Origin of the sequence: Pseudomonas inefficax (genome assembly GCF_900277125.1) — a bacterium.
GTDB lineage: Bacteria > Pseudomonadota > Gammaproteobacteria > Pseudomonadales > Pseudomonadaceae > Aquipseudomonas > Aquipseudomonas inefficax.
In genome coordinates, this window is record NZ_OPYN01000150.1 from 75,796 (window position 1) to 88,589 (window position 12,794).

Consider the following 12,794-nt stretch of genomic DNA (forward strand, 5'->3'; position numbering starts at 1 on the left):
GGGCGAAGCCCGTGCCATCCACCGCGGCATCTTCTTCGCGGGCACGCCCGCTCCCACACAGTACGCGGACCGCTTGCGCACTCAGCTGGAACGGCTGCTGGCGCCCTGACGCAGGGCCTCTTCGACAAAGTCCAGGCGGTCCTGGCCGAAGAACATCTGGTCACCGACAAAGCAGGTCGGCGCACCAAACACCCCGCGCTCCACGGCCTCTTCGGTCGCGTGCCTGAGCGCAGCCTTCACCTCCTCATCAGCCGCCAGCGCGCGAAATACCTGCGGGTCGAAGCCGCCCTGGCTGAGCGTATCGTCGAGGGCGGCGCTATCGCCCAGGTTGCGGCGCTGCGCAAACAGCCCATTGAACAGCACCGCCAGCAACGCCTCGAACCGCTCCGGCGAACGCAGCTGGGTGCCCACTGCCCCGCGCATCAGTGTCAAGGTATTGACCGGGAAACCCGGCGGCAACCCGAACGGTACCCCGTAGCGCTCGGCGAAGCGCGCCAGGTCGGTGAACATGTAACGGCCCTTGGCCGGGATCATCACCGGCGAAGCATTGCCGGTGGCCTGGAAAACCCCGCCCAGCAACATCGGCCGGTAGCGCAGCGTGGCACCCTGGCGGGCGCACAGCCCAGGCAGTTGAGTCCAGGCCAGATAGCTGGCCGGGCTGCCAAGGTCAAAAAAGAAGTCGACAGTCTTGTGCATGGTTACGGTCCTTGCTCGGGAAAGGGGCTTACCAACGTTCCATCCAGGGGCGCAGGTCCAGCTCGAAGGTCCAGGCGTCGCGGGGCTGGGCATGCAGGAACCAGTAGCTGTCGGCGATGTGTGCCGGGTCGAGGATGCCATCCTGGCCCTTGAGGGCGTAGCGCTCGGGGAAAGTGTCACGGATGAAGGCGGTGTCGATGGCACCATCAACCACCACGTGGGCAACATGGATGTTCCGCGGCCCCAGCTCGCGCGCCATGCTCTGGGCCAAGGCGCGCAAGGCATGCTTGGCACCGGCGAATGCCGCAAAGCCCGCCGCGCCACGGGTGCCAGCGGTGGCGCCGGTGAACAGGATGGTGCCGCGCTCGCGCTGGACCATGCGCCGGGCCACCGCCTGCGCGGTAAGGAAGCCGGCAAAACAGGCCATCTCCCAGATCTTGAAGTACTTGCGTGGGGTTTCCTCAAGAATGCTACAGGGCACATTGGCACCGATATTGAACACAAAGGCGTCGATCGGGCCTATATCACGCTCGATGGTTTCGACCAGCGCCGCCACCTCCTCCTCCTTGCGCGCATCGGAGCCGAAACCGTGGGCCTGGCCACCGGCAGCGCGAATTTCGTCCAGCAGCGGCTGCAACTTGTCTGCCTGGCGCCGGGTAACACAGGCAATGTAGCCCTCGCGAGCAAAGCGCTTGGCGATTTCGCCGCCGGTAGCATCCCCCGCGCCTATCACAAGCACCACTTTTTGTTGTTCTGCCATGCCCGTCTCCATTGATGAATGATCGTTTAGTAAACGAACGCTATGTTATGATCGCTGCCAACGTCAAGCCCGCCTGCAGAGGCAAGTGAATGCGCTACACCAACGAACACAAGCAGCAAACCCGCGAGCGGCTGCTGGCCAGCAGCGGCGCGCTGGCCAAACGCGGGGGGTTTTCCAGCACCGGCGTGGCCGGGCTGATGAAGGCGATCGGCCTGACCGGCGGCGCCTTCTACAACCACTTCCCGTCCAAGGACGACCTGTTCACCGAGGTTGTGCGGCAAGAATTGTGCAACAGCCCGCTGGCGCGCCTGGCCAACCAGGGCGCAAGCCGCGAACGCCTGGGCCGTTGCCTGCAGCAGTACTTGAGCCTGGCCCACCTGCACAATGCCGAGGGTGGCTGCCCGCTGCCGCCATTGGGGGTGGAAATCGCCCGGGCTGAAGCACCCGTACGTGAAGTGGCCGAGCATTGGCTGGTGGAACTGCACCAGGCCTGGAGCGCGACCCTGGAGGATGACGATTTGGCCTGGGTACTGATCAGCCAGTGCGTCGGCGCCTTGCTGGTCGGGCGCATGCTGGCCACGGAAAGCGTGCAGTCGCAGGTACTGGCCGCCAGCCGCCACTTTGTCGAGAAGGCCCTGCATGAAGCGGATTAGCCTACTGCTGGGGTTACTGCTGAGCCTGCCTGCACTCGCCGAACAAGCCTGCCCGCCAGGGCAATACCAGGTATGCCTGATGGGGTGTTTCTGTGCCCCCATCGACCCCGGGCAGGCCGGGCAGATTTTCAAGGATGTGGAAGTACTGGCTTCCTCCAGCCTGACCTACGCCTTGCAGCAGGCCCGCGACGAAGCCACCGCCAGCGGCGTCGAGCCGATCCCGTTGCATATCCGTGCGCAACTCGAACCCTGGTACGACTTTGCCGTACTCGACGCGGCGCGCTTCCGCGTGGGTGATGAACAGCAGATGAGCGCGGCCAACGCGCTGCTGCAGAACCCTGATGTGAACGCCGTGACACTGATCGACACGATCATCTTCCGCCGCCCCGCCGACGCCGAGGACAACGTGGCCTTGTGGGCACACGAGCTCAAGCATGTGCAGCAGTATCAGCAGCTGGGCGTGGAAGAGTTCGCCCGGCGCTACACGCGCAACTACGACGACCTCGAAGCGCCGGCCTACAAGATCGAGGCCGAAGTCAGCAAGTCGCTGCGCGAGCGTGGTTCGGGGCAGGCCAGATAATTCCTGGTCATTACGCGGTCACAGTGTAGGAGCGGCCTTGTGTCGCGAAAGGGTCGCAAAGCGGCCCCGGCAATATCTGCTCCAAGCTGAAATCGAGGGGCTGCTTCGCAGCCCTTTCGCGACACAAGGCCGCTCCTACACTGCGACCGCATCAGTGGCCAAACCAGGTATCAGGACGCCGCAGAAGCTTCTTCAGCCACCTGCTCACGGCTGGCATAACGCTGCGCCAGCACCGCGCAGACCATCAGCTGGATCTGGTGGAACAGCATCAGCGGCAGGATCATTGCGCCAATGCCACTGCCGACGAACAGCACCTGCGCCATTGGTACCCCGGTGGCCAGGCTCTTCTTCGAACCAGCGAACAAGATGGTGATGCGATCCTCCAGGTCAAAGCCCAGCAGCTTGCCGAGCAGGCGGGTACCGTACAGCACCACCGCCAGCAAAATCCCGCACACGGCAAACAACCCGGCCAGGTGTTGTGGCGATACCGTGTGCCACAGCCCGGTGACCACCGCCTCGCTGAACGCGGTGTAGACCACCAGCAGGATCGAGCCCTGGTCCACCACCTTGAGCCAACGCGCATTGCGCTTGACCCAGGCACCGATCCAGCGCCGGGCGACCTGCCCGGCCACGAACGGCACCAGCAGCTGCAGGGTGATCTTCAGCACTGCATCCAGGCCAGAACCGGTATCACCGCTGGCCCCCAGCAACATCATCACCAGCAACGGCGTGAGGAAGATACCCAGCAGGCTGGATGCCGCCGCACTGCAGATGGCCGCCGGCACGTTACCACGCGCCAGCGAGGTAAAGGCGATGGCCGACTGCACGGTAGCCGGCAAGGCACACAGGTAGAGCACGCCCAGGTACAGTTCGTTGCCCACCAGCGGCACGAACAGTGGCTTGAACGCCAGGCCCAGCAGCGGGAACAGCACGAAGGTGCATGAGAACACCAGCAAGTGCAGGCGCCAGTGCCCGGCACCAGCGATTATCGCCTCGCGTGACAGCTTGGCGCCGTGCAGGAAGAACAGCAGGCCGATGGCCAGGTTGGTCAACCAACCGAAGTACACCGCGCCGTCGCCCGAGCAAGGCAGCACGGTGGCAATCAGCACCACCCCGAGCAAGGCCAGGGTGAAATTGTCGAATAACATTCGCAAATACTTCATCGCAGTTTCCATCTTGTCATTGTGCAAGGGCAGACGATAAGGTTTTCGGCTTTTCGCCGCTAACGCCGGAACCCCCACCGGTGTCGCTCAACGGACACGCTCCAGCACAGGACCCGCTCATGCCCCTCTCCCGCCTGGCTGCACTTGCAGCCGCCATCACGCTCACCCTGGGCCACATTGCCGCCCAGGCCGACGACCAGTTGCAGGCCAAGGTCGACCAGATCATCCGCCCGCTGATGCAGGAGCAAGGCATCACTGGCATGTCGGTGGCCATCTATGCTCGCAACCACGCGCACTACTTCAGCTATGGCGTAGCCAGCAAGGCCGACAATGTGCCGGTCAGCCGCGACACGCTGTTCGAGATCGGTTCGCTGAGCAAGACCTACACCGCCACCCTGGCGGCACTGGCCAGTGCCGAAGGCAAGCTGGACCTCGATGCCCCGGCCAAGCGCTATCACCCGGCCCTTGCCGGTGCCCCCATCGGCGATGCAAGCGTGCTGGAGCTGGGCGCCTACAGTGCCGACTGCCTGCCATTGCAGTTCCCGGATGAGGTGCAGACGCCGCAGCAAGTGGTCGATTTCTTCCGTCACTGGCAACCCCGCGCCAAACCTGGCACCCAGCGCTGCTACTCGAACCCCAGCCTGGGCTTGTTCGGTGACCTGGCCGCCCGCGCGCAGCATCAGCCGTTTTCCACGCTGATGAGCGAGGGCCTGCTGAAACAGATGGGCCTGGAAAACACCTACCTGCAGGTCCCGGTCAGCGCCCAGGGGCTGTATGCCCAAGGCTACGACAGTGCTGGCAAACCGGTGCGGGTGGGCCCCGGCCCTTACGCCGACGAAGCCTACGGCATCAAAACCAGTGCCAGCGACCTGCTGCGCTATGTGCGCCTGCACATGCAGCCGGAGGGCCTGCCACCAGCGCTGGCGCAAGCCACGGCCATTACCCAGCGGGGCTACTTCCAGGTGGGCGCCATGACTCAGGGGCTGGGCTGGGAGCGCTACCCCTACCCGGTCACGCTGAGCACACTGGTCGATGGCAACGGCCCGCAGCTTGTCCGTGAACCGCAGGCAACCACGCGCTTGCAACCAGCCCTGCCACCGCTGCCGGCAGCCTGGTACAACAAGACCGGCTCGACCAATGGTTTCGGCGCCTATGCCGCGTTCGTGCCCGCCGAACAGCTGGCCGTGGTGTTGCTGGCCAACCGAAATTACCCGAACGAAGCCCGGGTGCGCGCGGCCTTCGACATTCTGTCCGGGCTGTAGTGCGGGCAGCGATTGTCGAACAAAACGACACAATGTAGTGACCAAAAATATTCACTACAAAATGGTTGACGCCGTTCATCGCCCTTGGGCATGATGAAGCCGTCTCCCTGATCGGGAGCGGTGGCAAGGGTGTTCCAGACGGCCTGCGCGGTAACGCAGGCCGTCCGTGGAGAGGGAAACTGTCCAAAAGGCAGCGTGAGAAAGCCCCTGTTGCGATGCTGCTGTAGCAGCCTTGGTAGTGCGCTACACCGTGGTAGCGCCAACTGTGAAAAATCACCTACGAATGGGTAATGGGGGCTTTATGATGAACTTGAACAACAATCCGACTATCGACCAATTGGCCCAGCTGTTCGCCGTACGCAAGGACAGCCTTGACGACCACCTGCTGTGGGTCAGCCAGACCGGTGAAGTGCGCCTCGACCGCCTGCCACCGAACACCGTCGAAGATGAATTCGAAGAGCATCTGCCCAGCATGCGGGCGCGCTTCAAGGTCTACCGCCGTGGCCAAGGCTACGTCGGCAAGAAGGCCGCCGCCGACACCGAGTTCGTTGGCCGCGTCCTGCAGACCCTGCAACAAGAATGGCCCGCTGCCCGTGAGCAGCAGGCAGTCAAGGTGATCGAGCCGCTCAACTGACGGTTCCCACCCTTACCTGAGCCCGGCCCGCATAGGCCGGGCTTTTTCATGCCTGGCGCCGCTGGCTGCGGGGGTCCGGCAGCGGCAAGGCGCCGGTTGCCATCGCCCGGGCGCGGTCAACACCCCACACCAGGGCCCGGGTCATGGTCTCGCCTGGCCGTGCGGGGTAATACTCCTCCAGCAATGCTCGGCCATCGGCGGCATACAACCCCAGGAACAGTTGGGTCGCCCCCAGGCGCGACAAGCGCACCTGCACGTCCAGCGTGGTGCCGTCACTGAGCGCTTCGTCGTGGCAGCGGCTGTGCAGCTGGGCATCGGCCCATTGCCAATAGGTCTTTTCCCTGACTCGCATGAGCATTCAATCCTCCGTTGCTGGAATGCCGCGCAAGAAAACCACAGCCTTGGTTTTCCCGCGAGCGCTACCCGGCAATGCCATGAGGCGGATCAAGAAATGTAATAAAAACCCCGCCATTCGGCGGGGTTGTGCTGGAGCGGGATCACTTCTTCAGTGGAACCCGCGGCATGAAGCGGCCTTTTTTGCTGCGCTGCAGGTGTGCAGGCTGGAGCTGTTCGGAATCATCAAGCGTCATGTGGGCGAAGCCCAGGCGGAAGGCCGCCTGGCCGCAACGCACCTGGCTGTTGATCGGGAACGCGTCGTTCAGGTCTTCGAAAAAGGATTCGCTCATGCCCTGTCTCCCTCCAGTGGCGGACGCGTCGGCAACCAGAACCGTTGCTCCACTAAACGCGGCCTGTGAAAGTGAGACTAGCTGGTCATTTGCGGACCGCCCGGACCGGAGCCCTGGACCCGACCAGCGGCAGGCGCTCTACTTCAGGCGCACCGCCGTACCGGTAGCAAATACCACGACCATGCCGCCCTGTACCGACGGCATGCTGATCTCGAAATCCACCCCCACTACCGCATCGGCTTGCAACTGGCGTGCCCGCGCCTTCAATTCTTCGGTGGCCTGCTCCCGGGCTTCGCGCAGTGCGCTTTCCAGCGTTTGCGAACGGCCGCCGAAGAAGTCACGAAAACGTGCAAAGAAATCGCGCACGAAGTTGATGCCCTGCACCGATTCGGAGCTGACCACGCCCAGGTATTCGGCAATCGGGCGGCCTTCGAGCTGGCTGGTGGTGGAAATGATCATGGGGTGCGCTCCATTGGCCTGGCAAAAGAGGCCGATTCTAACAGAGCGCAGCGCTGACCCGCAGATACGCCTCCATTGTGGGAGCGGGTGTGCCCGCGAAGCAGGCACCGCGGTGGTTGGCACGGGCTTCGCCCGTGTGCGCGGGCGCGCCCGCTCCCACAGGGAACGCGCAAGCTTTCAGATTTTCAGTCAGCCTTTGCGCGTGAAGGCGTCAACTAGGCGCTAACCGCGCGCAGCCGTTGGCCAATGCGGGCGCCGAACACGTTGACCAGCAACCCGGCCATAACCAGCAATGCGCCCCAGCCCTGGGTCGCGGTCAAACGCTCACCCAGCAACAACGCCGACGAACTCAGGCCAATCACTGGCACCAGCAGCGAAAACGGCGCCACCTTGCCGGCCGGGTGGCGCGACAGCAGCTTGCTCCACAGGCTGTAGCCAAGCATGGTGGCGACAAACGCCAGGTAGGCCAGGGCCAACACCGAACTCCAGCTGATATTGGCCAGGGCATGGCCAATACGCTCCGGCCCCTCCAGCCACCAGGACAATGCCAGGAACGGCAGTGGCGGAATCAACGCGCCCCAGATTACCAGCGCCACCAGGTCAACCGAGCCAAAACGCCGGGTAATGATGTTGCCCATGCCCCACATCGCACCAGCACACAGGGTCAGCACCAGCGCCAGCATCGGTACATGGCCGCCGTCTTCGCTGCCGATAAGCGCCAGGCCGCTGGCGGCCACCAACAGCCCCAGCACGCTGGCCAAGCGCAGCCGCTCGCCGAGAAAAAGCGCGGCGAAGCCGAGGGTGAAGAACGCCTGCGACTGCAGGATCAGCGAGGCCAACCCCGGCGGCATACCGCTGTACATGGCCTGGAACAGGAAAGCGAACTGGCCCAGCGAAATGGTCGCACCGTAGGCAATCAGCCAGCGCCAGGGCAGCTTGGGGCGCTTGACCAGCAGGATCGCCGGGAACGCTACCAGCAAGAAGCGCAATGCACCCAGCAACATCGGCGGCAAGCCATCGAGGCCAACCTTGATGACCACGAAGTTGACTCCCCAGGCGACAATCACCACCAGGGCGATGAGCAGGTCCTTGAGCGGCATTGCGACATCCTTCTTCAGGCTTTCTAGACATATTTCGTTACAGCATAAGGCTATTCCTTTCACAGGGACCAGCACAGTTGCCGCATAGAGCTGCGCAACAGTGACTGTTATTGGGCAAATCTTGACGCAGCGATTGTAGCGCGCGTCAGCTCCGATAACCGGGCGCAACCCTTTCCAGCATCCGTAGCAACGCTTGCCAAGCCAGTTGCAACGCATCCGGATCCGCCAGCTCGCCCTGCTTCAACCCCCGCCCAGGCTCATTGAACTGCCGCTCGGTATGCGCGCACACTTCGGCCGACGGCAAAATCACCTGCCCGGCACTCTGCGCCGCCAGCTGGATCTCGCAGGCCTTCTCCAGGTAGTACATGCGCAGGAATGCATCGGCCACGCTGCGTCCTGTGGTCAGCAGGCCATGGTTGCGCAGGATCATCACCGGCTTGTCGCCCAGGTCTGCCACCAGCCGTCGCTGCTCATCCATGTCCAGCGCTATCCCTTCGTAGGCGTGGTACGCCACCTTGCCGTAAAACTCCATGGACATCTGGTTGAGCGGCAGCAGCCCGCATTCCAGCGCTGCCACCGCACACCCTGCCCGGGTGTGGGTGTGCAGCACACAATGGGCATCCTCGCGGGCGGCATGGATGGCGCTGTGAATGACGAAACCGGCCGGGTTGACCGGGTGCGGTGTCGGATCGACCGGCCGGCCCTGCAGGTCGATCTTCACCAGGCTGGAGGCCGTGATCTCATCGAACAGCAGGCCGTACGGGTTGATCAGGAAGTGGTGCTCCGGCCCCGGCAGGCGCAGGGAAATATGGGTGAAGATCAGGTCGCTCATGCGAAAGTGAGCGATCAGCCGATAGCAGGCGGCCAGCTCCTGGCGCAGGCTTTGTTCCGTTGCGGTCATCATCGTTACCCCTTTGCAGAACGCTATTTGCTGGCCCACGCATTGAAGCGCTGTTCCAGCTCTTCGCCATGGTCGACCCAGAATTCCACATTCATCGCCAACGCCCCCTGCAGGTTCTGTGGCGAAGTAGGCACCCAACTGGCCAGGGACGGGTCGAGCTTCGCTGCCGCCTGGGTATTGGTCGGCCCATAGGGAATCTGCTGTACATAACGCACCTGGGTATCCGGCTGGTTGGCGTAGGCGATCAGCCGCTTGGCCTGCTCGACATGCCGCGAGCCCTTGATGATCGCCCAGTAATCCATGCCATACAGGCTGCCAGGCCAGACTACCGCCAGCGGGCTGCCCTGCTGGGCCGCCACGGCGATGCGCCCGCTGTAGGTCGAGGTCATCACCACATCACCCGCGGCCAGCCACTGCGCCGGTTGCGCGCCGGCGTCCCACCACTGGATATGCGGCTTGAGTTCGCTGAGTTTGGCAAAGGCACGCTCGACCCCGGCCGGCGTGGCCAGCACCTGGTACACATCCTCGACCTTGACTCCATCGGCCATCAGGGCGAACTCCAGGTTGTACACCGCACGCTTGCGCAGGCCGCGCTTGCCCGGGTACTTGCTTACATCCCAGAAATCGGCCCACGACGCAGGCGCCTGGGCCAGCTTGCTGCGGTCATAGGCAATGGCCACGCTCCATACCAGCGCGGCCGAGCCGCAGGCCTGCGCGGCATCGGCAATCAGTTCACCCGCATGGCCCATGCGCTGCCAGTCCAGCTGCTCGTAGATGCCCTCGTCGCAGCCGCGCATCAGGTCAGGCCCTTCGATCTGCACCACGTCCCAGTCGACATTGCCGGTGTCGGCCATTACCTGGATCCGGGCCATTTCGCCGTTGTACTCGCTTTGGATCAGCTTGCTGCCATCCTGGGCACTGAACGGTTTGAAGATCGCCTCGTCCTGGGCTTTCTGCCCGGCACCACCATAGCCGACCACGACCATTTGCGGTGCCGCTTGCGCGCTGCCCAGGCCCATGGCCAGCAACGCTGCGCAAAGGCCGCTTACACGTGGGAATACCTGCATCGTAATTGCCTCCTGCCGGTGCCCGAGGGGCCCGTTTTCTTGTTGTTGTGAGGTCACGCCCTCGCCATGAGGGTGAGAAAAACCTAGTCGCCGACCAGTAAAAAAACAAGTTGATTTTTTACTATGGCTACACTTCTATAAAAAAACAAAAACAACACCGTACCGGAGCCGCCTGTATGCAGACCGCCTTCCCTCATCTGTTCGAAGCCTTGCAGATCCGCGGCAAACGCTTGAAGAACCGCATCATGTCCACCGGCCACGACACCTGTCTGCCTACCGACAACCTGGTCAACGACAAACTCATCGCCTACCAGCGCGCTCGCGCCGCCGGTGGCGTCGGCCTGATCGTGCTGCAGGTCGCCGGGGTGCATGACAGCGCCCGCTACACCTCGCATGTGCTGATGGCCACCGACGATGCCTGCATCGACGGCTACCGCCAGCTTGCCGAGGCCTGCCATGAGCATGGCACCGTGGTGCTTTCGCAGCTGTTCCACCCCGGGCGAGAGATCATGGAGTCGGCGGACGGATTGCTGGCGGTGGCCTACTCGGCGTCCGCGGTGCCCAATGAACGCTTCCGGGTAATGCCGCGTGCGCTGGACCAGGCAATGATCGACGAGATCGTCCAGGGCTATGCCAGCGCTGCCCGCCGCCTGCACCAGGCCGGGTTGGACGGTGTTGAAGTGGTCGCCAGCCATGGCTACCTGCCTGCGCAATTCCTCAACCCGCGGGTAAACCAGCGTACGGATGGCTACAACGGTGAGCTGGAGCAGCGCCTGCGGTTCCTGCGCGAAGTGCTGGCCGCCGTACGCGCGGCCACCGACGAGCAATTCATCATCGGCCTGCGCATCAGTGCCGACGAGCGCGACAGCCAGGGGCTGAGCGAGGACGAATCGCTGGCCGCAGCGGTTGCCTTGCAGGGCCAGCTCGACTACCTGCACATCGTTGCCGGCACATCGGCATCCCTGGGCGGCGCCGTGCATATCGTGCCGCCGATGGCCATCCAACCGGCTTACCTGGCCCGGGAGGCCGGCTCCTTCAAGCAACACCTGGGCATTCCGCTGTTCGTCACCGGCCGTATCAACCAGCCTCAGGAAGCCGAATTGATCCTGGCTCGTGGCCAGGCCGATGTCTGCGGCATGACCCGCGCGCTGATCTGCGACCCGCAGATGCCGAACAAGACCGAGCATGGCCAGGTCGAGGACGTACGTGCCTGTATCGCCTGCAACCAGGCCTGCATCGGCCATTTCCATCGCGGCCTGCCCATTTCCTGCATCCAGCGGCCGGAGACCGGCCGCGAATTGCAGTACGGGCAACTGACCCCCACTACCCACCCCAAGCGCATTCTCGTGGCCGGCGGCGGGCCCGCTGGCATGAAAGCCGCCGCCGTGGCCGCTGCGCGCGGGCACCAGGTAACGCTGTACGAGGCAGGCCCGCAGCTCGGCGGCCAGGTGCTGCTGGCACAGTTGCTGCCACGGCGCAGCGAGTTCGGTGGCGCCAGCACCAACCTGCAAAGGGAAATGGCCCTGGCGGGTGTGGAAGTGGTGCGCAATACCCGGGTCGATCGCGCACTGGTCGAGCGAGAACGCCCCGACCTGGTGATCGCCGCCACCGGCGCAACCCCCTACTGGCCAGCCTTCGAGCGCACCGGTGAGCTACAGGTAGTGGATGCCTGGCAGATACTACGCAACGAGGCAAAGCCGGGGCGTTCGGTGCTGGTGATCGACTGGCGCTGCGACTGGATCGGCCCCGGCATCGCCGAACGCCTGGTACGCGAAGGCCACCAGGTGCAGCTGGCGGTCAATGGCACCCATTGTGGCGAAAACCTGCCGCTGTACGTGCGTGATCAACTGGCCGGCGAGCTGCATCGCCTGGGTATTCCCATCACACCGTATGCCCGCTTGTATGGCACCGACGACAACACGGTGTACCTGCAGCACACTGCCAGCGGCGAGCCGATGATCTTCGAAGGCATCGACACCCTGGTGCTGTGCCTGGGCCATCAACCGGAAGACCGCCTGGCCACGGAGCTGGCCGGCCTGGTCGAGGTGCGCCGCATTGGCGACTGCCTGGCGCCGCGTACCGCCGAAGAAGCGATTCACGATGGCCTGACGGTTGCCTGGGCGCTCTGAGGCTGTACATACTGCGGCTTTTACGATGGACCGACGTGCATGAGCCAACTTCCCCAGCCCCCCGCCAGCGAAGCCGGGGGCGCCGCGCCGCAGTTTCTCGGCAGCCGCATTCGCGGCCTGCGCAAGCGCCGTGGCATGACCCTGGCAGAGCTGGCCACGCACAGTGAACTGACCGCTGGCTACATCAGCCAGCTGGAGCGCAACCTCTCCTACCCGTCGATTCCGGCGCTGTTCAACATCGCCCGCAGCCTGGGGGTGACCATCCAGTGGTTCTTCGCCAGCGAAGCCACCACTGCGCCCGAGGACCAGGGCTATGTGGTACGGCGCAACAGCCGCCTGAGCGTGCATTACGAAGATGGCATCGTCGATCAACTGCTCACGCCCCAGCCCAACCGCCAGCTGGAAATCCTGCATTCACGCTTCCCTCCGGGTAGCTACAGCCAGCAGAGCTACAGCCATGACGGTGAAGAGGCCGGCTATATCCTGAGTGGCAGCTTCGAGCTGTGGGTGGGCGAGCGGCATTTCCAGCTGGGTGAAGGGGACAGTTTCAGCTTCTCGAGCCAGGAACCGCACCGCTATGGCAACCCCGGTGAGGTGGATGCCGTGGTGATCTGGGTGATCACGCCGCCAACATTCTGAAGCAAGCTCGCTCCCCAACATCCGGCAACAGGGTCTACCTTGTTAACCGAACTTTCGAGGAGCAC

15 protein-coding genes are annotated in these 12,794 nt (G+C 63.7%); 6 read left to right on the forward strand and 9 right to left on the reverse strand.

The window, feature by feature from the left end; all coding sequences use genetic code 11:
• Positions 1–81: 81 nt before the first annotated feature.
• Together JV551A3_RS16835 and JV551A3_RS16840 are read right to left on the reverse strand one after the other, a co-directional pair.
• Entirely contained in the window at positions 82–696 is a 615-nt protein-coding gene (locus JV551A3_RS16835) for a 2-hydroxychromene-2-carboxylate isomerase (protein ID WP_133973199.1), read from the reverse strand.
• Positions 697–724: 28 nt separating this feature from the next.
• Complete coding sequence (locus tag JV551A3_RS16840; protein ID WP_133973201.1) at positions 725–1,456, reverse strand: SDR family oxidoreductase; 732 nt, start codon at positions 1,454–1,456, stop codon at positions 725–727.
• 89 nt (positions 1,457–1,545) lie between these two features.
• On the opposite strand from JV551A3_RS16840, the gene JV551A3_RS16845 reads away from it, so the two are divergent.
• Both JV551A3_RS16845 and JV551A3_RS16850 read left to right on the forward strand, forming a co-directional pair.
• On the forward strand, positions 1,546–2,109 hold the full coding sequence (locus JV551A3_RS16845; protein WP_133973203.1) for a TetR/AcrR family transcriptional regulator: 564 nt from the start codon (positions 1,546–1,548) through the stop codon (positions 2,107–2,109).
• Complete coding sequence (locus JV551A3_RS16850; protein ID WP_133973205.1) at positions 2,096–2,689, forward strand: eCIS core domain-containing protein; 594 nt, start codon at positions 2,096–2,098, stop codon at positions 2,687–2,689. Before JV551A3_RS16845 ends, JV551A3_RS16850 begins: the two co-directional genes overlap by 14 nt.
• A gap of 170 nt (positions 2,690–2,859) precedes the next feature.
• Here JV551A3_RS16850 and JV551A3_RS16855 read toward each other — a convergent pair whose 3' ends face one another.
• Positions 2,860–3,852 carry a bile acid:sodium symporter family protein gene (locus JV551A3_RS16855; protein ID WP_015270181.1) on the reverse strand — a complete coding sequence of 331 codons (993 nt, stop codon included), beginning with the start codon at positions 3,850–3,852 and terminating at the stop codon, positions 2,860–2,862.
• 119 nt (positions 3,853–3,971) lie between these two features.
• On the opposite strand from JV551A3_RS16855, the gene ampC reads away from it, so the two are divergent.
• Positions 3,972–5,114 (forward strand): class C beta-lactamase, encoded by a 1,143-nt coding sequence (gene ampC / locus JV551A3_RS16860; RefSeq protein WP_133973210.1) that lies wholly within the window; start codon positions 3,972–3,974, stop codon positions 5,112–5,114.
• Positions 5,115–5,415: 301 nt separating this feature from the next.
• Positions 5,416–5,748: a hypothetical protein gene (locus JV551A3_RS16865; RefSeq protein WP_003253895.1), complete on the forward strand. Its 333-nt coding sequence runs from the start codon at positions 5,416–5,418 to the stop codon at positions 5,746–5,748.
• A 46-nt stretch (positions 5,749–5,794) separates the two neighbouring features.
• Here the strand turns inward: JV551A3_RS16865 and JV551A3_RS16870 are convergent, their stop codons facing one another.
• From JV551A3_RS16870 to JV551A3_RS16895, 6 genes are all read right to left on the reverse strand, one after another.
• Positions 5,795–6,106 (reverse strand): hypothetical protein, encoded by a 312-nt coding sequence (locus tag JV551A3_RS16870; protein WP_133973212.1) that lies wholly within the window; start codon positions 6,104–6,106, stop codon positions 5,795–5,797.
• A gap of 139 nt (positions 6,107–6,245) precedes the next feature.
• Positions 6,246–6,434, reverse strand: coding sequence for a hypothetical protein (locus tag JV551A3_RS16875; protein WP_003253897.1), 189 nt, complete (start codon positions 6,432–6,434; stop codon positions 6,246–6,248).
• Between the two features lie 138 nt (positions 6,435–6,572).
• The gene (locus JV551A3_RS16880; protein WP_003258990.1) at positions 6,573–6,893 is read right to left on the reverse strand and encodes a YbjQ family protein; all 321 of its coding nucleotides are present in this window, start codon (positions 6,891–6,893) and stop codon (positions 6,573–6,575) included.
• Between the two features lie 215 nt (positions 6,894–7,108).
• Positions 7,109–7,993 (reverse strand): EamA family transporter, encoded by an 885-nt coding sequence (locus JV551A3_RS16885; RefSeq protein ID WP_133978978.1) that lies wholly within the window; start codon positions 7,991–7,993, stop codon positions 7,109–7,111.
• A gap of 145 nt (positions 7,994–8,138) precedes the next feature.
• Positions 8,139–8,894 (reverse strand): class II aldolase/adducin family protein, encoded by a 756-nt coding sequence (locus tag JV551A3_RS16890; protein WP_133973277.1) that lies wholly within the window; start codon positions 8,892–8,894, stop codon positions 8,139–8,141.
• A 23-nt stretch (positions 8,895–8,917) separates the two neighbouring features.
• Positions 8,918–9,961 carry an ABC transporter substrate-binding protein gene (locus JV551A3_RS16895; RefSeq protein WP_112253925.1) on the reverse strand — a complete coding sequence of 348 codons (1,044 nt, stop codon included), beginning with the start codon at positions 9,959–9,961 and terminating at the stop codon, positions 8,918–8,920.
• A 176-nt stretch (positions 9,962–10,137) separates the two neighbouring features.
• Here JV551A3_RS16895 and JV551A3_RS16900 point away from each other — a divergent pair, with 176 nt between their 5' ends.
• The gene (locus JV551A3_RS16900) at positions 10,138–12,090 is read left to right on the forward strand and encodes an oxidoreductase (RefSeq protein WP_133973216.1); all 1,953 of its coding nucleotides are present in this window, start codon (positions 10,138–10,140) and stop codon (positions 12,088–12,090) included.
• A gap of 39 nt (positions 12,091–12,129) precedes the next feature.
• Positions 12,130–12,729 carry a helix-turn-helix domain-containing protein gene (locus JV551A3_RS16905; protein WP_025339404.1) on the forward strand — a complete coding sequence of 200 codons (600 nt, stop codon included), beginning with the start codon at positions 12,130–12,132 and terminating at the stop codon, positions 12,727–12,729.
• Positions 12,730–12,794 lie beyond the last annotated feature (65 nt).